General features: G+C 74.5%; 20 protein-coding genes and 1 tRNA gene. 14 read left to right on the forward strand and 7 right to left on the reverse strand.

Annotated elements, in window-relative coordinates:
* Positions 1 to 98 precede the first annotated feature (98 nt).
* The 4 genes from murJ to ACFYWG_RS12400 form a co-directional block, all read right to left on the reverse strand.
* A complete protein-coding gene (gene murJ / locus ACFYWG_RS12385) occupies positions 99 to 1,892 on the reverse strand; it encodes a murein biosynthesis integral membrane protein MurJ (RefSeq protein WP_389201044.1) in 1,794 nt (597 codons plus the stop codon).
* Positions 1,893 to 2,239: 347 nt separating this feature from the next.
* Positions 2,240 to 3,583, reverse strand: a complete 1,344-nt coding sequence (locus tag ACFYWG_RS12390; protein ID WP_389201046.1) for an O-antigen ligase family protein — start codon at positions 3,581 to 3,583, stop codon at positions 2,240 to 2,242.
* A gap of 6 nt (positions 3,584 to 3,589) precedes the next feature.
* Positions 3,590 to 5,014, reverse strand: a complete 1,425-nt coding sequence (locus ACFYWG_RS12395) for an exopolysaccharide biosynthesis polyprenyl glycosylphosphotransferase (protein ID WP_383506473.1) — start codon at positions 5,012 to 5,014, stop codon at positions 3,590 to 3,592.
* A complete protein-coding gene (locus ACFYWG_RS12400; protein ID WP_389201048.1) occupies positions 5,011 to 6,174 on the reverse strand; it encodes a glycosyltransferase family 4 protein in 1,164 nt (387 codons plus the stop codon). The genes ACFYWG_RS12395 and ACFYWG_RS12400 overlap by 4 nt, the downstream gene beginning before the upstream one ends.
* 474 nt (positions 6,175 to 6,648) lie before the next feature.
* Between ACFYWG_RS12400 and chpG the strand changes: the two genes are divergently transcribed.
* The 6 genes from chpG to ACFYWG_RS12430 all read left to right on the forward strand — a co-directional run bounded on the left by chpG (position 6,649) and on the right by ACFYWG_RS12430 (position 10,365).
* Positions 6,649 to 6,888, forward strand: a complete 240-nt coding sequence (gene chpG / locus ACFYWG_RS12405) for a chaplin ChpG (RefSeq protein WP_383506480.1) — start codon at positions 6,649 to 6,651, stop codon at positions 6,886 to 6,888.
* Positions 6,889 to 7,136: 248 nt separating this feature from the next.
* Positions 7,137 to 7,766, forward strand: a complete 630-nt coding sequence (locus ACFYWG_RS12410) for a hypothetical protein (protein ID WP_383506483.1) — start codon at positions 7,137 to 7,139, stop codon at positions 7,764 to 7,766.
* Between the two features lie 170 nt (positions 7,767 to 7,936).
* Positions 7,937 to 8,221 carry a hypothetical protein gene (locus ACFYWG_RS12415; protein ID WP_376332859.1) on the forward strand — a complete coding sequence of 95 codons (285 nt, stop codon included), beginning with the start codon at positions 7,937 to 7,939 and terminating at the stop codon, positions 8,219 to 8,221.
* 173 nt (positions 8,222 to 8,394) lie between these two features.
* Entirely contained in the window at positions 8,395 to 8,913 is a 519-nt protein-coding gene (locus ACFYWG_RS12420) for a hypothetical protein (RefSeq protein WP_389201051.1), read from the forward strand.
* A 107-nt stretch (positions 8,914 to 9,020) separates the two neighbouring features.
* Entirely contained in the window at positions 9,021 to 9,515 is a 495-nt protein-coding gene (locus tag ACFYWG_RS12425; protein WP_376332863.1) for a tyrosinase family oxidase copper chaperone, read from the forward strand.
* Complete coding sequence (locus tag ACFYWG_RS12430) at positions 9,499 to 10,365, forward strand: tyrosinase family protein (RefSeq protein WP_385420028.1); 867 nt, start codon at positions 9,499 to 9,501, stop codon at positions 10,363 to 10,365. Before ACFYWG_RS12425 ends, ACFYWG_RS12430 begins: the two co-directional genes overlap by 17 nt.
* Before the next feature lie 136 nt (positions 10,366 to 10,501).
* On the opposite strand, the gene ACFYWG_RS12435 is transcribed toward ACFYWG_RS12430, so the two are convergent.
* Together ACFYWG_RS12435 and ACFYWG_RS12440 are read right to left on the reverse strand one after the other, a co-directional pair.
* A complete protein-coding gene (locus tag ACFYWG_RS12435; protein ID WP_376332866.1) occupies positions 10,502 to 10,783 on the reverse strand; it encodes a chaplin in 282 nt (93 codons plus the stop codon).
* Between the two features lie 154 nt (positions 10,784 to 10,937).
* Entirely contained in the window at positions 10,938 to 11,897 is a 960-nt protein-coding gene (locus ACFYWG_RS12440; RefSeq protein WP_389201054.1) for a D-2-hydroxyacid dehydrogenase family protein, read from the reverse strand.
* Positions 11,898 to 12,134: 237 nt separating this feature from the next.
* On the opposite strand from ACFYWG_RS12440, the gene ACFYWG_RS12445 reads away from it, so the two are divergent.
* Both ACFYWG_RS12445 and ACFYWG_RS12450 read left to right on the forward strand, forming a co-directional pair.
* Positions 12,135 to 12,779, forward strand: a complete 645-nt coding sequence (locus ACFYWG_RS12445) for an RNA polymerase sigma factor (protein WP_389201056.1) — start codon at positions 12,135 to 12,137, stop codon at positions 12,777 to 12,779.
* Entirely contained in the window at positions 12,776 to 13,861 is a 1,086-nt protein-coding gene (locus ACFYWG_RS12450) for a CU044_5270 family protein (RefSeq protein WP_389201058.1), read from the forward strand. The genes ACFYWG_RS12445 and ACFYWG_RS12450 overlap by 4 nt, the downstream gene beginning before the upstream one ends.
* Positions 13,862 to 14,174: 313 nt before the next feature.
* Here the strand turns inward: ACFYWG_RS12450 and ACFYWG_RS12455 are convergent.
* Positions 14,175 to 14,247, reverse strand: a tRNA-Arg gene (locus ACFYWG_RS12455).
* Between the two features lie 321 nt (positions 14,248 to 14,568).
* Here ACFYWG_RS12455 and ACFYWG_RS12460 point away from each other — a divergent pair.
* The 6 genes from ACFYWG_RS12460 to ACFYWG_RS12485 all read left to right on the forward strand — a co-directional run bounded on the left by ACFYWG_RS12460 (position 14,569) and on the right by ACFYWG_RS12485 (position 22,909).
* Positions 14,569 to 16,176 (forward strand): dynamin family protein, encoded by a 1,608-nt coding sequence (locus ACFYWG_RS12460; protein ID WP_383506501.1) that lies wholly within the window; start codon positions 14,569 to 14,571, stop codon positions 16,174 to 16,176.
* 3 nt (positions 16,177 to 16,179) lie between these two features.
* The gene (locus tag ACFYWG_RS12465) at positions 16,180 to 18,030 is read left to right on the forward strand and encodes a YfjP family GTPase (protein WP_383506505.1); all 1,851 of its coding nucleotides are present in this window, start codon (positions 16,180 to 16,182) and stop codon (positions 18,028 to 18,030) included.
* Positions 18,031 to 18,262: 232 nt separating this feature from the next.
* A complete protein-coding gene (locus ACFYWG_RS12470) occupies positions 18,263 to 18,739 on the forward strand; it encodes a single-stranded DNA-binding protein (RefSeq protein WP_385420038.1) in 477 nt (158 codons plus the stop codon).
* A 276-nt stretch (positions 18,740 to 19,015) separates the two neighbouring features.
* A complete protein-coding gene (locus ACFYWG_RS12475) occupies positions 19,016 to 20,422 on the forward strand; it encodes a Cys-Gln thioester bond-forming surface protein (RefSeq protein WP_389201061.1) in 1,407 nt (468 codons plus the stop codon).
* 513 nt (positions 20,423 to 20,935) lie between these two features.
* Complete coding sequence (locus ACFYWG_RS12480) at positions 20,936 to 21,139, forward strand: cold-shock protein (protein ID WP_028799214.1); 204 nt, start codon at positions 20,936 to 20,938, stop codon at positions 21,137 to 21,139.
* 258 nt (positions 21,140 to 21,397) lie between these two features.
* On the forward strand, positions 21,398 to 22,909 hold the full coding sequence (locus ACFYWG_RS12485; protein ID WP_389201063.1) for a DEAD/DEAH box helicase: 1,512 nt from the start codon (positions 21,398 to 21,400) through the stop codon (positions 22,907 to 22,909).
* Positions 22,910 to 22,998 lie beyond the last annotated feature (89 nt).

The raw sequence follows: 22,998 nt of genomic DNA on the forward strand, positions 1-22,998 counted from the left end.
CCGGGCCGGTACCGGGCCGGCTGCCGGCGCCGGCCTTTGCCTCGGCGCCGATCGGGGTGTCGGTTTCGGTCCCGGCGTCGGTTCCGGCGTCGGGGGAGTCAACGGGTGCGGCCATGAGGGAGCCTTCGTGAGACGGAACGGAGGGAGTGCAGCGCGGCGACGCAGCCCTGGTCGCCCAGGGCGCGGCCGAGCGGGAGGAAGACGACGGCGACGGTGACGGCACCGGCGGCGAGGGCGAGCAGCGGGGAGCCGGACCGGCCCGCCGCCCAGGCACCGGCGAGCGTCGCGGGCACCGCCGCACCCACCGGCCGGGCCACATGGGCCCAGACCCGCCGGGTGCGCACCGGCACACCGCGCCCGGCCAGCCCGGCCAGGAGGAGGGCGGCCGTGACGGTGATGCCGGCGGCGTTCGCGGCGGCGATCCCGCGTACGCCCCACGGCCCCACCGCCCAGGCGCCCGCCACGGCGGTGACGGCGAGGCCCGCGGCCATCGCGCCGAGCGGGAACCAGGTGACGCGCCCGGCCGAGAAGTAGGAGCGGATCAGGGCGCCGACGAGGGTGTGGGCCAGGAGGCCGAGGGAGTAGACACGCATCACCTCGACCGTCGCCGCGGTGTCCTGGGCGGTGAACGCACCGCGCTGAAGCAGCAGTTCGACGATCTGCGGGGCGCAGGCCACGACCACCGCCCCACCGGCCAGCACCATCGAGGCGGCCAGCGCGAGGTCGCGCTCGACCCGCTCGCGGGCCCGCTCGGTGTCCCCCTCGGCCAGGGCCCGGGCGACCACGGGGAAGGTCACCGTGCACAGCATCAGCGACAGGGTCATGGGGATCTGGGCGATCTTCTGCGCGAAGTTGAGGTGCGAGATGGCGCCGGCGGGCAGCGTGGAACCGAGGAACCGCTCGATCAGCACCTGGGACTGGCGGCACAGCGCGAACAGCAGGACCGCGGCCAGCAGCGCGACGCCCATCGCGCGCCCGTCGCCCTCGCCGGTGGCGGGCCGCACGGCCGCGGTGTCCTTGTGGCGCAGCTCCCGCCACAGCACCGGCAGCTGCGCCAGCACCATGAGGCAGCCGCCGATCGCCACGCCGGCCGCGGCCGCCCGCACGCCCCACCGCCCGCCCAGCAGGAGCACGGCCGTGATGATGCCGGTGTTGTACGCGACGTAGATCGCCGCCGGGGCGAGGAACCGGCTGTGGGCGCGCAGGGCCGCGCTGCAGTAGCCGGCGAGCCCGAACGACAGCACGCACGTGGCGGTGAGGCGGGTGCAGTCGACCGCGAGCCCGGGGTCGGGCAGACCCGGGGCCAGGACCCCCACCACCTGCGGCGCGAGGACCGCCAGGAGCGCGCCCGTGGCGGCGAAGGCGAGGGCCAGCCGGGGCAGCGTGTGGGCGACCAGGGAGCGGACGGGGTCCCCGGCCGCGCCACCGGCCCGCCGGGCCAGGGCCATGCTGAACGCCGGGATCAGGGCGATCGCCAGTCCGTCCTCGATGAGCAGCGTGGCGGCGAACTCCGGCACGGTCCAGGCCACGAGGAACGCGTCCGTCGCACTCCCGGCCCCGAACATCCGCGCCAGCGTCTGGTCCCGCACCAGCCCGAGCAGGGCCCCCGCCGCCGACAGCACGGCCGTGAGCAGGGCGGCCCGGGCGAGGAACCCCCGGGTGACGGGCACGTCCGCGGGCCGGGGCGAGACCTCGGGCCCCGGAGCGGTGGACGCCCCGGGGCCGGCCGACGCCGGGGGCGGGGGCGGCCCCCCGGCGACAGGCGGTGTCTCAGCAACGGGCGGCTTCGCCACGGCAGGTGGCGCTACGTCACCCGTGCCTCGGCGCTGGGCCGACGGACCCGTGGCCGTCCCGGCCGCCGCGCCGACCGAAGGGCCGGGTCCCTCCGACATGGCGGGGAAGACCAGCCCTTCGGGAAGCGGCCCGCCGCCCGGAGCCGGGGGCGGACCGGCGGCCGAAGCGGACGCGGAGCCCGGAACCGGTGCGGTGGCCCGAGCCGGTCCGCCGGCGCTCGGCGGTCCGGCGGCCGCCCTCGTCCCGCCGGCCCCGCCCCGCCCGGCGGCCGGACTCGGCACGGCCGGACCGGCCGACGGGGTCGCCCGGGCCGGGTCGGCCGGCGGGGCCTCCCGGGGGCGGCCGGCCGCCGGGATGAAGGGGACCGCCGAGGGGCCCCAGGTCGCCGGTGCCGGTCCCGGGAACCCGGTCGTCCCGCCCGGACCCGTCTGCTCTGGTGTCACCGTCATCGTGTCGCCGCCCCCTGTGCCGCACCCCGGGCGTCCGGCACGGCGACGGCCGGTCCCCGCGCGGTGAGGCCCGTCCGGTCCGACAGGCCCCACCAGGCCGCCAGGCCGAAGCACATCGCCGTCAGAACGGTCGACGGGCCGCCGATGTCGGCGTAGGCGAAGTCGGTCAGCTGCCACACCAGCAGGCCGGAGGCGACCAGACCGCAGTCCAGGCCGGGTCCGGCCGTCCGGCGGGTGCGCCACAGGGCGCGCACCGCGCACACCAGCAGCGCCAGCCAGCTGCCCGCCAGGGCCAGCAGGCCGATCAGCCCCTGCTCGGCCAGGACGAGCAGGTACATGTTGTGCGGGGACAGCAGCGGCTGCTTGCGGAAGGCCGCTCCCGCGCCCTCGGTGTCGCTGCCCGCGGACAGGGCCAGAGAGGAATGCCCGTCGCGGTGCTCGGGGAAGCCCTTCAGGCCGACGCCGGCCAGCGGGTGCTCGCCCCACATGCCCGTCGCCGCCGCCCACATGGTGTACCGGTCGGTCACCGACTGGTCGGGCGCGTCGGCGACCCGCGTGATGCTGCTGATCCGCTCCTGGAGCATCGCCGTACCGACCCCGAAGCCGCCCACCAGGATCACGCTCGCCGCGACCACCACCGCCCCGGCCGACAGCGCCCGCCGCAGCCCGGACAGCAGCAGCTGCGCCACGAGGGTCACCGCCGTCGCGATCCACGCCCCGCGGCTGAACGACACCGCCAGCGGCGGCAGCAGCAGTGCCGCGCAGGCGAGGGCGGTCACCCGCTGGCGTACCGGCGCACTGCCCAGCGCGAGACCCACCGCGCACACCAGGCCGAGGGAGACGACCGTGGCCATGCCCATCACGTCCTGCGCCCCGAACGTGCCCACGGCCCGTACCGGGCGGCCCTGGTAGGAGGCGCCGGTCGCGGTCGCGTACTGGTGCACGCCGACGGCGCCCTGCCACACCGCCAGCCCCACGAACGACCAGGCCAGCAGGCGGAAATCGGCCCGGTCCCGCAGGAGCAGCAGCACGGCCAGCGGCACCAGCACGAAGACCTGCAGGTACCGGCCGAGGCCGACGAGTCCCTCGCCCGGCGACACCGCCCCGGCCGCCGCGACGGCGATCCCCAGCACCGGCAGACCCAGCACCACGGCCGCCGCGGGGGACAGGGGCCGCCTGCGGTCCCGCACGAGACGGATCGCGCAGTACAGCACGACCAGCGCGGACACGGCGTCCGCCGGGCCGGCCCCGCCCTCGCCGCCCGGCCCCAGGGGCAGGGCGAGCAGGACGACGACGGCCAGCAGGGGAAGCACGGGCGCGTACGCCCCGACCCGGGTCATGCGCGGTCAGCTCCCCGTCGGACGCACGAGCGCCGCCGCCGTGCGCAGCAGGATGCAGACGTCCTGCCACAACGACCAGTCGTCGATGTACGCGTTGTCGAACCGGGCCCGGTCCTCGATCGAGGTGTCGCCGCGCAGCCCGTGCACCTGGGACAGCCCGGTGACGCCGACCCGGACCCGGTGGCGGGCGGCGTAGCCCGGGTAGGTCTGGCCGAACTGGGCGACGAAGTAGGGGCGTTCGGGGCGCGGGCCGACCAGGCTCATGTCGCCGCGCAGGACGTTCCACAGCTGGAGCAGCTCGTCGAGGGAGGTGCGGCGCAGGAACCGGCAGAACCAGGGCATCTGCCGGTCGTCCGCGACGCTCCAGCGGGTCGCCGACTCGTGCTCGTCGGCCGGGCGGTGGGTGCGGAACTTCAGCAGTGTGAAGGGCCGGCCGTCCTTGCCGATGCGCTCCTGCCGGAAGACGACCCCCGGCCCGCCGGTCAGCCGCAGCACCACCGCGCACACCAGCAGCAGCGGGCTGACCAGCAGGAGCAGCGTGCCGGACGCCACGACGTCCAGGGCGCGCTTGCCGGCGCTGCCGCGCCGCCGCGTCCCGAGGTCCAGGCGACGGCAGGGGAAGCCGGCGAGCCGGTCGCCCGACCGGCTGGAGGGCACGTCGGGGTCGACCTCCCACACCGTGCAGCCCGACTCGGCCAGCGCCCGCAGCAGCGGCCCCTGCGCGGTCCGCGCGGAGCCGCGCACCGCCAGCACCTCGCGCACCCCGTTCTGGACGACCGCCCGCTGCACCTCCTCGCCCGTGGTCAGCACGGGAAGTCCCGTGCTGCCGTCGGGTTCGCCGGTGACGACCCCCACCGGCCGCACCCCGTAGCGGGGGTGGCGCAGGACGGCGGCGGCCACGCGCTGCGCGGTCGCGGCGGGTCCGACCACGAGGGCGGTCTGCGGCCGGTGCAGAAGTTCGGCCCGCCGGTAGGCGTGCACGGCGGCGCGCCCGGCGCAGCAGACCGCCGTCTGCAGCAGCATCCCGGTGGCCAGGGTCCGCAGGGACAGCGTGTGCTGCGGCGCCCAGGCCGCGGTGAACGCCCCGAGCGCCAGCCAGGCCACCGCGATCCGCCCGCTGACGGCGGGCAGTTCGTCGAGCAGTGCGGGCAGCCGGGCCGGCCGCTGGGAGTGCAGCAGCAGCGACGCGGTCACCAGCACCGCCAGCAGCAGCGGGTGGCGCTGGGTGCCGGACAGCGCCAGTGCGCCCAGTACGGCGGCCGTCCCGTCGGCGGCGAGCAGCGGCAGCGGTGACACGGCCCGGACCGGGGGGCGCCGCTCGGGGACGCGGAAGCCGGCCGGGGTGCCGCGCGGCGGCAGCAGCGACACGGGTGGGCGTCCGAGCCGGTGGGACTGCCCGGTGGGAGGGGGGACGGTGCTTTCCGCGGTCACGAGGCGACTGACTCCCTGCGCTCGGTGGACTCGGCGCGCGCGCCCAGGAGTTCGCGGTACACGTCCGCGACCGCCCGGGCCGTGCGGCGCACGTCGTGCGTGGACAGGACATGCCGGCGTCCCCGGTCGCCGAGGGACCGGCGCAGCGCCGGATCGAGCAGCAGACCGGCCACGGCCCCGGCCAGGGCCGCCGGGGCCAGGGCGGGCACCAGGCAGTGCGGCACCAGTCCGGGCGGCAGGCTCTCGCGGGCCCCGCCCACGTCCGTCACCACCACCGGCCGCCCGCACGCCATGGCCTCCAGCGGGGCCAGGGCCATGCCCTCCCAGCGCGAGGGGAGCACGACCACGTCCGCCGCCTGGTACCAGGGCACGACGTCGGCGACGTCCCCCGCGAACCGCACGGACGGCGGGGCCAGGGCCCGCAGCCGGCCGTGGTCGGGGCCGTCGCCGACCAGCACCAGCCGCGCCCCGGGCACGCGCCGCAGCACCGACTCCCACGCCGTCAGCAGGACGTCCTGGCCCTTCTGCCGGCACAGCCGCCCCACACACACCACGAGCGGCCCCCGCCCATCGGTGTCCGGCAGCAGCGCCGCCCGTACGGTGCCGGCGTCGGCCGGCCGGAAGCGGTCGACGTCGATGCCGTTGGGCACCACGCTCCACCGCCCCCGCACCCCGGCCGCCTCCCCGAGCCGGCGCTCCGCCTCGCTCACGCACACCACCCGGGCCGCCCAGCGGGCGCCCCACCGCTCCCAGCCGCGTGCGAGGGCCGCGGCCGTGCCGTCGACCGCCTCGAACGACCAGGCGTGCGGCTGGAACACCGTCGGGATCCGGCCGCGCAGCGCGAGCCGCCCGGCCAGGCCGGCCTTCGCGCTGTGCGCGTGCACCAGTTCGGGCCGTACCTCTGCGGCGATCCGGGCCAGCCGACGGGTCTCACCGGCGGTGGAGCCGCCCGGCGAGCGCGTCGCCGCCCAGGGGCGCACGTCCGCGCCGAGTTCACCCAGCCGGGCCGCCAGGGGGCTGTCGGGGCAGGCGACGGTGACGTGCAGGCCGTCGGCGAGCTGGGCGCCCACCAGGTCCGTCACGACGCGGGCGACGCCGCCGTCCACGGGCTGGGTGAGGTGCAGGACCCGCGGCGGAGGGTCGATCGGTGACAGGTGCATGCGCGGTTTTCCTCGCTCACGGACGGCGCTCGGGACGGCGGGAACGCGCCTGGCTGCCGGGTGCCGACGGCGCCGCGGAGCGCGCCGGCGCACACCGCGTCCCGCTGGCCAACGAGCCGGACGCCCACCGGTCACCACCGCACGGCCGGGCGAGGCGGAAGGCGTTCCCCCCTGGGTGGCCGATCGAAAGAGCGAGCGAGGCGCATGCGAGGTGCGCATGACCGGCGAGGCCTTTCACGAAGGAGTCGAGGGACCGTCAGAACTGCGCCGCACCGGGCTGGGTGAGGAGGTGCGTCACTGTAGTAGCCATCTATGCGATTAGGGAGAAACCGGACATTGGTGTCGGCGTCGGCCGAGCGGGCCCCGCGGTGACATCACTCCTTTGGCGGCACAACTCGCGCGCACGCCACCCCGTTGACACAGCGCCGGGCAGCCGCCCGGATGTTTGTGTCAACCCCCAAGGAGCACCTCTCCATGTCGCGTATCGCGAAGGGCCTGGTCCTGACCTCCGCTGCCGCTGCCGCTGTCGCGGGCAGCACCGGCATCGCCGCCGCCGACAGCGGCGCGCAGGCCGCCGCCGCCCACTCCCCGGGCGTGCTGTCCGGAAACGTCGTCCAGGTTCCGCTGCACATCCCGGTCAACGTCTGCGGCAACACGGTCGACATCATCGGCCTGCTGAACCCGGCGTTCGGCAACGAGTGCGTGAACGACTGACGTCGTTCCGGAAACCCTGGCCGGCCGCTCTCCCGTGGGACCCACGCGGGAGGGCGGCCGGTTTCGCGTTGCCCCGAACGGGGGCGGGCCGGCCGCCCGGCGGGCGGCCGGGCTCACGCCGCCTCACCAGGGGGGACATCGCCGACGCGGCCGGACGCGTCTGACCTGGTGCGTTCGCTCGGTTGCGGAGCGTTGCCGCCACTCGCACGGTGGGCACAAGATCCGACGCACCATCGAAAGGAACTCCCATGCGTCTGCCCGCACGGCGAATCGCGACCACCGCGCTCTGCGCCACGCTGCTGCTCGGGGTCGCCGGGCCCGCGGCCATGGCCGCCGACACCGCCCCGGACCGGGAGCGCGCCCGCACGGCGACCCGGGCCCCCGTCCCCGACGCGGACGCAACCCTGGAGCAGGTGCAGGCCCTCGGCGGCCTGGGCGGGGTGCTGACCCCGGTCGCCGATCTGCTCACCGCCGTCCTCAAGGCGGACGGCGGGCAGCTGCCGCCCTCGCAGGCCGCCGAGCTCGGCACCGGAGTGAAGGACGCCATCGCCCAGGCGGCCGCCGCGTCCGGGCAGACCGCCCCTGCGACGGGCACCGCCACCCCGGGCAGCCCCCTGCCCCAGGCCAGCACCCTGCCCGCCCCGGTCGACGGACGGACCGAGGTGCCGGAGGGCCTGGAGGCCGAGGCCCTGGCCGCCCTGGCGAAGGCCACCGACGTCCTGGTCACGGCCGTCACCTCCGGCGACACCTCCGGCGTCACCCCGGCGGTCGACCAGGTCGTCAACGGGCTCGTCAACACCGTCGCCGCCACCCTGGTGGGCAGCGAGCTGCCCGCCCCCGACCTGGCGGGCCTGTCCTCCCTGGTGAAGGCGCCCTGACGCCGCACCCCCCGAACGTCGTGCCGGCCTCCCCCGACCGGCACGACTTTCTGTTTCAGCGACTCATATGAGGTTCCGCTCACGGGGTTTCCGCTCCGCACGGCCCTCGTTAGGCACGGCGCCGGACATTCACCCCGCACGGTGACAACAGTCGCCCAGGAAGGACCCCGATGAAGTCCCTGAAGGCCGCCGCCGTCCTCGCCGGTTCCCTCGCCGCCGCAGCCGCCGCCGCACCCGCGCACGCCGCCTACGACCCGGCCGACGTCACGCCCACCAGCCTCAACGGGGCCGTCAACGCCCTCACCCGCGAGCCCATCGACCCGATGCCGCTCAAGCACCAGTCGAACGCCCTGGACACCGAGAACGAGGACTCCGTGCTCAGCACCGTCAAGCACGCGACGACCAAGCTGAACTCCAAGGGCGGTCTGCTCGGCGGCCTTCCGCTGCCGAAGTGACCCCCTCCGCGCGTCCCGCAGCGCGCCCGGCGGGCGCCGGCGGGGCGTCCGCCGGACCGGGCGTCCGTCGTATTACTGCGGCAGTCGGGGGAATTGTGCGCTCATGCGGTTCCCCGGCTCGTTACTCGCTACGCACGCCGAGCCCCCGACCCAGGAAAGGGACCGCACCCCTGATGAAGTCGACCACCCGAGGAACCCTCGCCGCAGTGATGACGTGTGTGGCGGCCGCAGCCGGCGCCGCCGCCGCGACCCCCGCCGCCGCGGTCGGCACGGTCCCCGTCCCCCTGCCGCTGGGCGGCGCCGAGAAGGCGCTCGGCATGGAGCTGCCCGAGGCCGGCGGCCGGCTTCCGGTGCCCGTGCCGGGCTCGCCCGACGGCCCCCGCTACGTCGAGGGCCGGCTCCTGCCCGACCGGGCCGTCCCGCAGCTGCCCGTCCACAGCGGGCTGCCCGGCGCCGACGTACGGGCGCCCCTGCCGCACGTCCTCGGCAACGGCTTCGACCACCTCGGTGTCGAGGCCCCCGCCTCCGACCTGCACACCCTCGCCCCGGGCCTGTCCGTCGACGCGCCCCTCGGCGCGCCCAACCCGGCCGGCTTCGGCCTGCCCCAGGCGCAGCTGCCGCAGGTGGGCCTGCTCGCCCCGCTGGTGCAGACCGGGCCGGCGGCCGACCTGGGGATCGGCCCCGGCCTGTAGGCGTGCGCCCGTGACGGGAGTTCTCGTGTGGCCCCCGCGGTGGTGACCGCGGGGGCCTTCGCGCTGTTAGCGCTACGGACACCGAGAACGAGCACGAGGAGCACAGGATGGTCACAGGGGTCGGCGGAGTACCGGTGGGGGCCGAAGGCACAGCGGCGGGGGACCGGGCCCCGCACACACGGCGCGGTCTCGTGCGGGGACTGTTCGCCGTGGCGGTGGGCGCCGCCGCCGTGCCGGTCGTCGCCGCCACCCGGTTCGGCGAGCCCGAGGCCGCGGACGGCGGCACCACGGAACCCTGGGCCGGCGACGGCGGGTTCGAGGAGACCTACCGCGGCCGCCGCATCCAGGGGGTGCCGGTCGTCCCGGAGGACGCCTCCGGCGACGAGCAGTGGCACGTCACCGTGGACGGCCGGCCGCTGCACCTGATGCGCCGCGCCGACGGCAGCTGGCTGAGCATGGTCGACCACTACCGCTCCTACCCCACCCCGCTGGCCGCGACCCGGGCGGCCGTCGACGAACTCGGCCCGGGGCAGCGCCTGCGCGAGCTGCCCGGTCACGGCCCGCGCCGGCCGGAGGGGGGAGCGCATGGCGTACACGCGTAAGGACGTCAGCACGCTCACCAGGAGCGAGAAGCGCCGGTTCGTCAACGCGCTGCTGGAGGTCAAGCGGCGCGGCGAGTACGACGAGTTCGTGCGCACGCACATCGAGTACTACACCTCCGACGGCGAGGACGGCCTGCGCACCGCCCACATGGCGCCCTCCTTCCTGCCCTGGCACCGGCAGTTCCTGCTGGACCTGGAGAGGGCCCTGCGGCGGGTCGACGCGTCGGTGTCGGTGCCGTACTGGGACTGGACGCGCAACCGGTCGGCCACCGCCACCCCCTGGACGGACGACCTCCTCGGCGGCACCGGCCGGCGCTCGGACCGCCGGGTGATGACCGGGCCGTTCGCCTACGCGGAGGGCAACTGGACCATCAAGGAGGGCGTGACGGACGAGGAGTACCTCACCCGGGACCTCGGCCGCGCCCGCGACCCGATCCGGCTGCCCACGAAGAGCGAACTGGAGCAGGCCCTCAAGGACCCGGTCTACGACGTGTCCCCGTGGGACTCGACGGTGCGCAAGGGCTTCCGCAACAAGCTGGAGGGCTGGGGGAGCGGGCGGGGCAGCGCCTCCTGGCTCAACCACAACCGGGTGCACCGCTGGGTCGGCGGGGCCATGGTCGGCGGGGCCTCGGTCAACGACCCGGTCTTCTGGATGCACCACGCCTTCGTCGACCTGGTGTGGTCGCGCTGGCAGCGGCGCCACCGCGAGCACCGCTACCTCCCGGCGAAGCCGCCGGCGCGGGGCAGTGCGCAGTACCGCCGGGTCGTGGCGCGGCACCAGAAGCTGCCGCCGTGGGACGTGACACCGGATCAGCTGGAGGACCACGGGCGGATCTACCGGTACGCGTGACACGGCCGGGCTCCGGCCCCGACCGGGAGCGCGGGGGGCCGGTGCCCCGGTGGTGTGGCGGTGCACGAGAAGAGCCCCGGCGCGTCAGGTGCCGGGGCTCCTCGCTGTGCACAGGGTGTGCACGGGGGTGTGCGGATCAGTGGCCGTACCCGTAGCCGCCGTGGTGGCTCTTGGGCTCGTCCTTGTTCTCGCACTCGTTGCCGAACGCCGGGTTGAGCAGCCCGACGACGTTGATGGTGTTGCCGCAGACGTTGACCGGGATGTGGACCGGCACCTGGAGGATGTTGCCCGAGGCGACGCCCGGCGACCCGACGGCCTTGCCCTGGGCACCCGCGTCGGCCATGGCCAGCCCGGCCCCGCTCAGTACCACGGCACCCGTGCCGAGTGCGACGCCGGCCGCCTTCGCGATGCGAGACATCACGTACTCCTTCTGATCGGTGAGCACGGCGGCAGGTGGCGCCACCGTGCTTCCCGTTCAACGCGCCCGCTGACGGGTGGTCACGGTGATCATGGCCGGATCACCCGTCCTGAAGCCGACGGGGTACGGGAGGGGGTGCCGTGCTCATGGCGGCTCAGGGGAGTCGCCGCACCGGGGCGCCGTCGAGGAAGGCCCGGATGTCCTCGACGGCCTGGCCGTAGTAGGTGGCGTAGGTGGCGCGGGAGACGTACCCCAGGTGAGGGGTGGCCAGCAGGCGCGGTGCCGTGCGCATCGGGTGGCCGGCGGGCAGCGGCTCGACGTCGAAGACGTCGACTCCGGCACCGGCGATCCGGCCCGCGTGCAGCGCGTCGAGCAGCGCGTCCTGGTCGACGATCGCCGCGCGCGAGGTGTTCACCAGGTACGCGGTCGGCTTGAGCAGGGCGAGCTCGGCGGCGCCCAGCAGGCCGCGGGTGCGGTCGCCGAGGGCGAGATGGACGGAGACGAAGTCGCTGTCGGCGAGCAGCTCCTCCTTGGACGCGGCGAGTTCGGCCCCCACCTCGTCGGCGCGCTCGCGGGTGAGGTTCTGGCTCCAGGCGCTCACCCGCATGCCGAAGGCGAGGCCGACCCGCGCCACCCGGCCGCCGATCCTCCCCAGGCCGAGGAGGCCGAGCCGGCGGCCGTGCAGGTCGGCGCCGACCGTGCTCTGCCAGGGGCCGCCGGAGCGCAGGGCGTTGCTCTCCTCGACGATGCCGCGGGCCAGGCCGAGCAGCAGGGCCCAGGTCAGTTCGACCGGCGCGGTGGAGGAGCTGGCCGTGCCGCACACCGTGACGCCGTGCGCCTCGGCGGCCGCGTAGTCGATCACCGAGTTGCGCATCCCGGAGGCGACGAGCAGCTTCAGCCGGGGCAGCCGCGCGATCAGCGAGGCGGGGAAGGGGACGCGTTCGCGCAGGGTCACCACGATGTCGAAACCGGCCAGGGCGGCGGCCAGGGCGTCCTCGCTGTCGACGTGCCGGCCGAACGGCACGACCTCCACCTCGTCCGCGACCGCGGACCAGTCGGCGGCCTCGGCCGCCACGTCCTGGTAGTCGTCCAGCACAGCGCAGCGCAGCCGCACGTCTCGCCCCTTCCACGGCCGCGGGGGCCGGCTTGCCGGTGGGTTCCGTGACCATGATCGCGCCGCGGGGGCGGAGCGGGAAGCCCGTTCGGCTTGGACGCCTCGCAGCCTGAGCGGTGCGCGGCTGAGCGGCTGCCCTCTCCACCGAGTCCTCGTGCGGTCACCGCCCCGGTGCCCTGTACGGTCGGTGTGACGTGTCTCACCGGAACTCGCCCGCACCGTAGGTCAGCTCAGAACGTGACCACAGATATGCGAACCCGGGTGCGAAACGGAGATCCGGACGCCTTCGCGGAACTCTTCGACGAGTGCGCCCGCGCGGTGTACAACCACGCCTTCCGGCTGACCGCCGACTGGTCGCTGGCCGAGGACGTGATGTCGACGACCTTCATGGAGGCGTGGCGGCGCCGGGCCTCGGTCGAGGCCGAAGGCGGCTCGCTGCGGCCGTGGCTGCTGGGCATCGCCACCAACGTCGCCCGCTCCCACCACCGCAGCAACCGCCGCTACCGCAACGCGGCGAGCGCCGCGGCCGCCGCGCAGGCCGCCGAGGAACGGGTCGAGGACCACGCCGAGGAGACCGCCGGACGCCTGGACGACCGGCGCCGTATCAACGCCACGGTTGCCGCCCTCAGCCTGCTCAAGCGCCCCGAGCGCGAGGTCCTGACGCTGTGCCTGTGGGAGGGGATGGAGTATGCCGAGGCGGCCTGCGCCCTCGGCATCGCGGTCGGCACCGTCCGCTCCCGCCTCTCCCGCGCCCGCGCCAAGCTGCGCAAGCTCTCCGACGCGCAACTGCTCGCAGAAAAACGGGAACCCATCCGCAGAAACCGGCAGACAACAGGTGATCGCGGATACGCGGTCCGGTCCGCACAGGAAGGAAACCGATGAACGCCAGCCCCTCCCACCGGCCCCACCCGGCTGAGTGGACGGAGACGCAGAGTCTGCTGCCCTCCGCCGAGCGGGATCTGCCGGCGGGCCGCCACCAGTTCCACAAGGAGCAGATGATGGCCCGGATCCACGAAGACCTCCGCACCTCCTCCCGTACGTCCGGTACCTCTCCGGTCGCGCCCGTGAAGCGCTCCAACCCGTTCCTGCGCCGTACGATCCTCCTGCCCGCGGCGGCCTTCGCCCTGGTCGGCGCGGTCGCGGGCGGCCTCACCCTCGCCGGTGGCGGGACCGACGGCGGCACGACCGCCCTGGCCACCGGCCCGGCACTGACCACCAAGATCGGCGCCGCCGACGCCAAGGGCGCCCCCCAGCTCCTCGAACGCATCTCCCTGGCCGCCGCCGACACCTCCGCGTCCGCCCCGCGCAAGGGCCAGTACATCTACATCGCCTCGAAGGTGGCCGACAGCTACATCAAGGTCGACGGCGACCGGCGCGAGGCGGTCAGCGACGAGCTGCACTCCCGCCAGGTCTGGAACTCCCTCGACGGCAGGGACGGTTGGCTGATCGAGGCCGGGAAGACGAGCGACGAGGGCATCACCCTGAAGAGCGACACCCCGTTCAGCGGCGCCTACGACGCCCTGGCCGCGCTGCCGACCGACCCCGAGGCGCTGCTCCAGCGCATCTACCGTGCGTCGGACGCCGACCGGGACCCCGAAGTCCCGCGCGACCAGGCCGCCTTCGTCGCCATCGGTGACCTGCTGACCGAGAGCTACCCGCCCGCCGAGGTCGGCGCCGCCCTGTACAAGGCCGCGGCCAAGATCCCCGGCGTCGTCGCGGTGGACGACGCGGTCGACGCCACGGGCCGGCACGGAGTCGCGATCGCGCGGGAGAACCCCGTCGCCGGCGAGCGCACCGAGTGGATCTTCGACAAGAAGACGCTGCGGTTCCTCGGCGAGCGCATCGTGGTGGTCAAGGCCACGCCGGGCAACCCCCTCAAGGTCGGCACCGTCACGCACACCAGCGCGATCACCGAGCGCGCGGTCGTCGACGCCGGCAAGCAGGTCCCCGGGCAAGCGAGCTGAACGCGCGACAGGACCCTGAGCGCCTCGCCGGCAGCCCTGCTGGTGGCAGGGCTGATGACGGGCGTCCCGGTGGCGGCCACGGGCTCCGGCCTCGGCTTGCGGAGGCAGGGGGCCGCCACCGTCGATGCCCTGTGTCGATCAGCCGGCGCGGTGGCGTCGGCGCGGCGCCAGGTCACCCGGATCTCGGAGGTCAAGAACGACACCCGGATCCACGCCCCCTTGATCATCAAGGGGGCGTCCTGGGTTTCACCCTGCCGGCCGGCACCCACCCTGACCAGCAAAAAGCCCTCCCCAAAGGGAGGGCGGAGACTTGCGCCCCCGGCAGGACTCGAACCTGCGGCCAAGCGCTTAGAAGGCGCCTGCTCTATCCACTGAGCTACGGGGGCCGGGTGTGGTGGCCTCTGTCGTGGTGCCCGGGTGTGGGCCGAACCGTGACGTTGCCGGGGACAAGGATAGGGCTCCCGCGTCCTTGCCCCTGTTGCTTCGCCTCCGTGGCTCGATGTGGAGGTTCGGTGAAGCGGTCCTGATAATCGCAGGCAGGTACGAATCGTGCATCGCTTTTGGCGTCTGCGGCATCGGGTGTTGTGCACTCGTTATGCCTGGAGTACGCCCGTGTCCCGTTCGTCCCTTCCGTCTCTTGCGCTCGGTCGGCGCGCAGACATGCTCATATGCTTCAGAATTCCCCTAAAATTGGGCATTCTGCACATGTGGTGACCTTGGACGTACGGCCTCAGCTGCTCGACGCACTCTCCGCCCTGCGCGACCGTGTCGCCGCCGCACGCTTCCCGCTGCCCCTGGCGGGGGCCCCACGCGCGCGTGCCAACCGCGACGAACTGCTCGCGCAGCTCGACGACTACTTGGTGCCCCGGCTGCGGGACCCCGAAGCGCCGCTTCTGGCCGTCGTGGGCGGTTCCACCGGCGCGGGGAAGTCCACGCTCGTGAACTCCCTCGTGGGACGGCGGGTCAGCGAGGCCGGGGTGCTGCGGCCCACGACACGGACCCCGGTGCTGGTCTGCCATCCGGAGGACCACCACTGGTTCAGCGGCATGAGAGTGCTGCCCGACCTCACGCGCGTGTGGATGCCTCAGCAGGACGCCCCCGACGACCTGTTGCTGCCGGGCGAGAACCCCGCGCGCGTGCTGCGCGTGGAGACCGCCGAGACGCTGCCGCCCGGACTCGCCCTGCTGGACGCGCCGGACATCGACTCCCTGGTCGCCGACAACCGCACCCTGGCCGCCGAGCTCATCAGCGCCGCCGACGTCTGGGTGATGGTCACCACCGCCGCCCGCTACGCCGACGCCGTCCCCTGGCACATGCTGCGCACCGCCAAGGAGTACGACGTCACCCTGGTCACCGTCCTCGACCGGGTGCCCCACCAGGTCGTCAACGAGGTGTCCCGGCAGTACGGGGCCCTGCTCACCAAGGCCGGCCTCGGCGAGGTGCCGCGCTTCACCGTCCCCGAACTGCCCGAGTCGGCCTGGGGCGGCGGGCTCCTGCCGGCGTCCGCCGTGGCCCAGCTGCGCACCTGGCTCGTCCACCAGGCGCAGGACCCCGCCGCCCGGCAGCAGGTCCTGGCGCGCACCGCGTACGGCGTCCTGGACTCCCTGAAGTCCCGCATGCCCGAACTGGCCGGTGCCGCCGCCGCGCAGTACGCCGCCGCCCTGCGGCTCACCTCCGCCGTCGAGGCGGCGTACGACAGCGAGCACGCGCGCGTGCGGGGCCGGTTGCAGTCCGGGGCGGTCCTCGCCGGGGACGCGCTCAAGCGGTGGCGCGCCTTCCCGCTGGACTGCACCTCCGGTGAGCTCCTCGACGCCCTCGTGGAGAGCCTGAGCGCCCTGCTGCTGTGCGCCGTCACGGCGGCCGACGAACGCGTCGACGACGCCTGGCGCCGCGAACCCGCCTCCGCCGCCGCGGAGCTGACCGTGTCCGACGCCGCCTCGGAGACCGCCGAACACCGCATCGGCCTGGCCGTACGGCGCTGGCGGCGGGAGCTGGAGGAGTTCGCCGAGGAGGAGATCCGCGAGGTCGACCGCACCCTCGCCCCCGACCCCGAGCTGGTCACCGCCCTGGTCGCCACCTCGCTGCTGGGCGGCCGCCGGGGCCGCACGGCGGGGGAGGGACTCGCCGAGCGGATCGGCGCCCACGGCGCGCTGCGGCTGCGCGACCGGGCCGCACGGCTGCTCGGCGAGCACGTCGACCGTGTCCTGCACGCCGAACGCGAGCGCCGGCTCGCCCCGCTGGACGCCCTCGACGTCCACCCCGAGCCCCAGGCCGAACTCATCGCCGCGCTGTCCGTACTGCAGAAGGAGAGGTGACCGGTGACCGCCGTCACTGACCAGGACCACACCGAGCACGCCGACCGGCCGGACGACGCGAAGGGCACGAAGTCCGGCGGGAACCCGGCCGGCAAGGCCCCGCAGGGCGATGCCGCGGACGGCGGGCACGCGCGCGCGGAGGACGGCCGTACGGAGTCCGCGGGCGACGCCTGGGACGACGGGCTGATCGCCCGCCGCGTCGACGAGACCGCCCAGAGCACCCGCTACCCGGCCGCGGACAGCCGATCCGCCGCCCCGCCCGCCGTCACCCCGCTCGTCTACGACGGGCCGCTGCGGGCCCGCCTGGAGGCGCTGCGCGAACTCGTCGGGCTGTCCCGCACCCGCCTCGACAGCCGCACCCTGTCCGAAGCGGGCCGGGTGCTCGACGAGGCCGCCGCGCGGCGCCGCCTCTCCGGGCAGCACACCGTCGTCGCCATCGCGGGTGCCACCGGCAGCGGCAAGTCACAGCTGTTCAACGCGCTCGCCGGGGTGACCATCTCCGAGACCGGAGTGCGCCGCCCCACCACCGCGGCGCCCATCGCCTGCAGTTGGAGCGACGGGGCCGCGAGCCTCATCGAACGGCTGGGCATCCCGCCCCGCCTGCGCCGCCGGCCGCTGCCGGCCGGGGACGGCGAGTCGCCGCTGCGCGGCCTGGTGCTCATCGACCTGCCCGACCACGACTCGGCGGCCGTGCAGCACCGCGAGCACGTGGACCGCATCCTGGGCCTGGTCGACGCCGTCATCTGGGTCGTCGACCCGGAGAAGTACGCCGACGCCGTCCTGCACGAGCGGTACCTGCGGCCGATGGCCGCGCACGCCGAGATCATGTTCGTCGTGCTGAACCAGGTCGACCGGCTGCCCGGCGAGGCCGCCGAGCAGGTCCTGGACGACCTGCGGCGCCTGCTGGACGAGGACGGCATCGCACTGGGCGAGTACGGCGAACCGGGGGCGAGCGTGCTCGCGCTGTCCGCCCTCACCGGCGACGGCGTCGGTGAACTGCGCGAGGCGCTCGGCCAGTTCGTCGCGGAGCGCGGCGCGCCGACGCGCCGCATCGCGGCCGACGTGGACATCGCCGCGGCCCGGCTGTGGCCCGTCTACGCCACCCAGCGGCGCACCGGGCTCAGCGAGCAGGCGCGGGAGGAGTTCGCCGACCGGCTCGCGGACGCGGTCGGTGCCACGGCGGCGGGCGAGGCAGCGGAACGGGCCTGGCTGCGCAACGCCAACCGCGCCTGCGGCACCCCCTGGCTGCGGCTGTGGCGCTGGTACCAGGACCGGGGCGAGCCCGCCACCGGCCGGGTCTCCCGCACGCAGGCCGATGAGGAGGCCACCGCCCGCCAGCGGGTGGAACAGGCGGTGCGCACGGTGGCCGACCGGGCCTCGGCCGGACTGCCCGCCCCCTGGGCCCTGGCGGTGCGCGAGGCCGCCGCCCGGGGCGCGCAGGGGCTGCCCGAGGCACTGGACGAACTGTCCGTGCGCGCGGGAGTGCCGACCGGCCGGCCGCCGCGGCCGGGGTGGTGGCCGGTGGCGGTGCTGACGCAGGCGTGCATGACGATCCTGCAGTTCCTGGGCGGTCTGTGGCTGCTGTGCCAGATCGTCGGCGTCATGGCGCCCAACCTCGGTGTGCCGGTCCTGCTGATGGTCGTCGGCATCGTGGGCGGTCCGCTCATCGAGTGGAGCTGTCGCATGGCCGCACGCGGCCCGGCCCGGCGCTACGGGCAGGACGCGGAACGCCGGTTGCGGGAGGCCGCGGCCGGGTGCGGCAGGGCCCGTGTACTGGACCCGGTGGCCGCGGAGCTGCTGCGCTACCGGGAGGTCCGTGAGCAGTACGGGAGGGTGGTGGGGGCCGGGCGCTGACGGCCCCCGGGGTCGTCGCCGCTGCGGCGCCGGCCCTTGCGGCGGTTCTCGTTTCACCCGTCCAGGACGCTTGTCACCGACCCGGGTGACGGCCTTGTCCACAGGCCGGGGGCGCATCCACAGGGCTCAGCGGGCCCGGCCCGGCGGCGGCAGTCTGGGGGACACAGCCGTACGGGACGGGCCCGTACGCATGCCGGCCCGGCGCTGCGAGCCGGGCGGGGAGGGGTTCACCATGAACGAGACCATGGTCTGCGCGGTCGGCAGGGTGGCGACGCAGCCGGTGTACCGGGAGCTGGCATCGGGGCCGTCGGCGCGGTTCCGGCTGGCGGTGACCGCGCGCTACTGGGACCGCGAGAAGAGCACCTGGGCCGACGGGCACACCAACTTCTTCACGGTCTGGGCCAACCGGCAACTGGCCACGAACACGGCGGCGTCCCTGACCGTCGGGGAGCCGGTGATCGTGCAGGGCCGGCTGAAGGTGCGCAGCGACGTGCACGAGGGGCAGAGCCGGACGTCGGCGGACATCGACGCCGTGGCGATCGGCCATGACCTGGCCTGGGGGACTTCGGCGTTCCGGCGCGGCGGCAGGACGGACACGGCATCCCCTCCTCACCGCCCCGAGCCCAACTGGGAGACACCGCAGACGGGTTCATCCGAGCGTGCGGGTGTCGATGAGCAACAGCCCTTGGCTGCACCGGCTTTGACGTAGCGCCGGTCACGTCGGCGGCTGCCCGGGTTGCGGCTTATCGGCGGCAAAGCCCTTTACGGGCAGCTGCATTTCGTCGACTGGCCCTGCCCGCAAGGGCCTTGGCGATAACGATTCCGAGTCGGATCACTCGTCCGACTGTCTGACCGCCGGCCGGGGTCCGCCGCGTCCCTAGGATGCCGGACATGGCTTTCTGGGGCCGGGGTGGCCCGGGAGACTTCTGATTCTGCTGGTGGGACCGTCCCCCACGACAACCGGTCCTGCTCGAAGGGGAATTTGGTGCTTGCTTCGTTCTCTGAGCTGTTCGCACGCAGGCGAGGGACCCGCCTGGTCGCCGCGACGCTGGTGTCCGGGATGGTCACCGCGGGCGGACTCGCGGGTGCCGGCCGGGCCGCCGCCGACGAGACGACGCAGAGACAGGGCGGAGCGGCGGCGACCATAGGCGGCCTCAAGACCTTCGGCGCGGCCGTCATACACGGCGGCGCCGGCGACCAGGAGATCTCGGCGGGGCTGTTCGAGATGTCCGTCGACGGCGGCGGCATGCTGCAGACGTACTGCGTCGACCTGCACAACCCCACGCAGCGGGACGCCAAGTACCACGAGACGCCGTGGAGCGGTACGTCCCTGGGCGCCAACCGGGACGCCGGGAAGATCCGCTGGATCCTGCACCACTCCTACCCGCAGGTGAACGACCTCGCCGCGCTGGCCCGGAAGGCCGGTGTCAAGGGGCCGCTGACCGAGCAGGACGCCGCGGCCGGCACGCAGGTGGCGATCTGGCGCTACTCGGACGACGCGGAGGTCGACGCCGTCGACCCGCAGGCCGAGCAGCTCGCGGACTACCTGGAGAAGAGCGCCCGGCCGATGACGGAACCGAGGGCCTCGCTCACCCTCGACCCGCCGGCGGTCTCCGGCAGGCCCGGCGAGCGGATCGGTCCGGTGACCGTACGGACGAACGCCGGCAGCGCGACGCTGACGCCGCCGGCGGACGCCGCCACGAGCGGTCTGCGCGTCGTCGACCGGCAGGGCGAGCCCGTCACCGCCACCACCGACGGCGGACAGGTGTACTTCGAGGTCCCGGAAGAGGCGGACGCCGGTACGGCCGACGTGACCGTGCAGGCCTCGACCACCGTCCCGGTCGGCCGGGCCTTCGCCTCCGAGAGCCGCAGCCAGACGCAGATCCTCGCGGGGTCCAGCGAGTCGACGGTGTCGGCGACGGCCGGGGTCACCTGGGCCGAGAAGGGGCCGGTCCCCGCGCTGTCCGCGGCGAAGAACTGCGCCGAGGGAGGGCTCGACGTCATCGCCTCCAACAAGGGCGACGAGCCGTTCACCTTCGACCTGGCCGGCCTCGAGCACACCGTCGCCCCCGGTGAGACCCGCACGATCACGGTCCCTCTGCAGGAGGACCAGTCCTACGACTTCACGATCCACGGCCCCGGCGGCCTGGAGAAGCGCTTCACGGGCGTGCTCGACTGCCGGACCCGGGGCAGCGCGTCCGGCACGACCACGCAGACGCTGAGGGAGCCGTCCCCGGCCACCCTCGGCGGCACGGCCGCCGACACCAATCTCGCCGAAACCGGCGGCTCGGCCCTCACCCCCCTCATCGCGGGAACCGCCATCGGCCTCGTGCTCATCGGCGGGGCCACCCTCGTCGTGCTGCGGCGCAGGGAGACCACGGCCGGGGAGTGACCGGGGCGGCCCGGACCGCGTGCGGTGGCGGAGCGCCTGCGCGCCACCGTGGACCTCACGCGCCGACCGACCGGGTGGCGTGCGATCGGCCGCCGTGGGGTGCCGCCGCGCCGCGGACGTGCGGCCATTCGGTGGATGTGACCCTCGTCGCATCGAGGGCGTCGGACACCTCGCGCTGCCGGCCCGCGTACCGGGACCCGCGTGAGCGGTCCACCGTTGATCGCCGGAGGTCACGGCGTCGCGTGTGCGCCGGCCGACAGAAACCCGGTGCCGGCGCCCGGCCAATATCTGTCGCCGGGGCGACAGAATCAGTTGCGGCGCACGGCGAGTATTCCTCTCTCGCGGGCCGAAATGGAAAATGCTGGCCCCGCAGGTCGGAGGGTGCCGTGCTAACGTCGTTCTCAGTTGCAGGTGTGGTTGCCAGAAGGTTCATTTTCCGACGGTTGATCAACACGGCGACTCGAAATCCACACAGGGTGGATCTTCGAACACCGTCTCCGAAGGAGAAATGACATGGCTACTGGCACCGTGAAGTGGTTCAACGCGGAAAAGGGCTTCGGCTTCATCGAGCAGGACGGCGGCGGCGCCGACGTCTTCGCGCACTACTCGAACATCGCCACCCAGGGCTTCCGTGAGCTGCTGGAAGGCCAGAAGGTGTCGTTCGACATCGCGCAGGGCCAGAAGGGCCCGACGGCCGAGAACATCGTTCCCGCCTGACCCACGCGGCAACGCGTACTTCGCAGCTGGGGCCCGCACCTTGGGGTGCGGGCCCCAGCTCGCTTCATTTTCAGGGCGCACGACGGACGAAAAATTCGACGGCCCCGCCGAACGGCGGCGACCGCCCGTCCACTCCGTCGATCCATCGAATCGGCGCCCTTCGCTTTCCGGCTCGTTCTCGCGATTCTCTGCGCCGTGCTTTTTTGCTGCGGAATTTCCTTGCTACGCGCCCACGTGCCACATCGAGGAAGGTTCCGCATGACCTACGCACGCACCCCCCGCACCTCCACCCGCTCCCATGACCGCTTCCGGGGCTCGGAGTCCCGCCGCTCGGAGTCCCGGCGCTCCGGGGCCCCGCGGCGTTCCGCCGGTCAGGGACGCCGGCAGGGCACCCCGCAGGGGGAGTTCGCCCTTCCGGTCACGATCACGCCCGCGCTGCCCGCCGTCGAGTCGTTCGCCGACCTCGCCCTGCCGGCTCCGCTGCTGACCGAGCTCGGCCACCAGGGTGTGACCGTGCCGTTCCCGATCCAGGGCGCGACGCTGCCGAACTCCCTCGCCGGACGGGACGTGCTGGGGCGCGGCCGTACGGGATCGGGCAAGACACTGGCCTTCGGCCTCGCGGTGCTGGCCCGTACCGCCGGTCTGCGGGCGGAGCCGCGCAAGCCGCTCGCCCTGGTCCTCGTACCGACCCGCGAACTGGCCCAGCAGGTGACGGACGCGCTGACCCCGTACGCCCGCTCGGTGCGGCTGAGGCTCGCGACCGTCGTCGGCGGCATGTCGATCGGCCGGCAGGCGAACGCCCTGCGGGCCGGGGCGGAGATCGTCGTCGCGACACCGGGGCGGCTCAAGGACCTCATCGACCGCGGGCTCTGCCTGCTGGACGACGTCGCCGTCACCGTTCTCGACGAGGCCGACCAGATGGCCGACATGGGCTTCATGCCCCAGGTCACCGCACTGCTCGACCAGGTGCGGACCGGCGGGCAGCGGATGCTCTTCTCGGCGACGCTCGACCGCAACGTCGACCTCCTGGTGCGCCGCTACCTGTCCGACCCGGTGGTCCACTCCGTCGATCCGTCGGCGGGCACCGTCACCACGATGGAGCACCACGTGCTCCACGTGCACGAGGCGGACAAGCACCGGACCACCACCGAGATCGCGGCGCGCGACGGCCGGGTCATCATGTTCCTGGACACCAAGCACGCCGTGGACCGGCTGACCGAGCACCTGCTGCACAGCGGTGTCCGCGCGGCGGCGCTGCACGGCGGCAAGTCGCAGCCGCAGCGCACGCGGACGCTGGCCCAGTTCAAGACCGGCCATGTGACGGTCCTGGTGGCGACCAACGTGGCGGCCCGCGGCATCCACGTCGACCAGCTCGACCTGGTCGTCAACGTCGATCCGCCGGTCGACCACAAGGACTACCTGCACCGCGGTGGCCGCACCGCGCGCGCCGGCGAGTCGGGCAGCGTCGTCACCCTCGTGACACCCGGCCAGCGCCGCGGCATGAACCGGCTGATGGCCTCGGCCGCGATCACCCCGCAGGTGACCGCGGTGCGCTCCGGTGAGGCGGAGCTCGGCCGGATCACCGGCGCCCAGACCCCCTCCGGTGTCCCGGTCGTCATCACCCCGCCGGCCGTGCCCCGTCCCCGCCGGGGCGGAATGTCCGGTGCTCCCTCGTCCCGGGGGCGCGGTGACCGTGCGTCCCAGGGGCGCACCGGTGGACGGCCGGGCCGGCGCAGGGCGCCGCGGGCCGCCGCAGACCGGACGGCCTAGCAGGGGCCGGGCTTCGTCCCGGCGACCATCAGCTCCGCTCGAAGCCCCGGTGCCCCGGCGGCTCGACGCCTCCGGCGCCCAGGCGCCCC

This window comes from Streptomyces sp. NPDC003456 (assembly GCF_042878735.1).
Taxonomy (GTDB): Bacteria; Actinomycetota; Actinomycetes; order Streptomycetales; family Streptomycetaceae; genus Streptomyces.

What these genes read in the sequence shown, in the direction of transcription:
- murJ (WP_389201044.1), bottom strand. Translation starts at nt 1,892, where the DNA reads ATGTCGGAGGGACCCGGCCCTTCGGTCGGCGCGGCGGCCGGGACGGCC.
- ACFYWG_RS12390 (WP_389201046.1), bottom strand. Translation starts at nt 3,583, where the DNA reads ATGACCCGGGTCGGGGCGTACGCGCCCGTGCTTCCCCTGCTGGCCGTC.
- ACFYWG_RS12400 (WP_389201048.1), bottom strand. Translation starts at nt 6,174, where the DNA reads ATGCACCTGTCACCGATCGACCCTCCGCCGCGGGTCCTGCACCTCACC.
- chpG (WP_383506480.1), top strand. Translation starts at nt 6,649, where the DNA reads ATGTCGCGTATCGCGAAGGGCCTGGTCCTGACCTCCGCTGCCGCTGCC.
- ACFYWG_RS12410 (WP_383506483.1), top strand. Translation starts at nt 7,137, where the DNA reads ATGCGTCTGCCCGCACGGCGAATCGCGACCACCGCGCTCTGCGCCACG.
- ACFYWG_RS12415 (WP_376332859.1), top strand. Translation starts at nt 7,937, where the DNA reads ATGAAGTCCCTGAAGGCCGCCGCCGTCCTCGCCGGTTCCCTCGCCGCC.
- ACFYWG_RS12420 (WP_389201051.1), top strand. Translation starts at nt 8,395, where the DNA reads ATGAAGTCGACCACCCGAGGAACCCTCGCCGCAGTGATGACGTGTGTG.
- ACFYWG_RS12425 (WP_376332863.1), top strand. Translation starts at nt 9,021, where the DNA reads ATGGTCACAGGGGTCGGCGGAGTACCGGTGGGGGCCGAAGGCACAGCG.
- ACFYWG_RS12430 (WP_385420028.1), top strand. Translation starts at nt 9,499, where the DNA reads ATGGCGTACACGCGTAAGGACGTCAGCACGCTCACCAGGAGCGAGAAG.
- ACFYWG_RS12435 (WP_376332866.1), bottom strand. Translation starts at nt 10,783, where the DNA reads ATGTCTCGCATCGCGAAGGCGGCCGGCGTCGCACTCGGCACGGGTGCC.
- ACFYWG_RS12450 (WP_389201058.1), top strand. Translation starts at nt 12,776, where the DNA reads ATGAACGCCAGCCCCTCCCACCGGCCCCACCCGGCTGAGTGGACGGAG.
- ACFYWG_RS12470 (WP_385420038.1), top strand. Translation starts at nt 18,263, where the DNA reads ATGAACGAGACCATGGTCTGCGCGGTCGGCAGGGTGGCGACGCAGCCG.
- ACFYWG_RS12480 (WP_028799214.1), top strand. Translation starts at nt 20,936, where the DNA reads ATGGCTACTGGCACCGTGAAGTGGTTCAACGCGGAAAAGGGCTTCGGC.
- ACFYWG_RS12485 (WP_389201063.1), top strand. Translation starts at nt 21,398, where the DNA reads ATGACCTACGCACGCACCCCCCGCACCTCCACCCGCTCCCATGACCGC.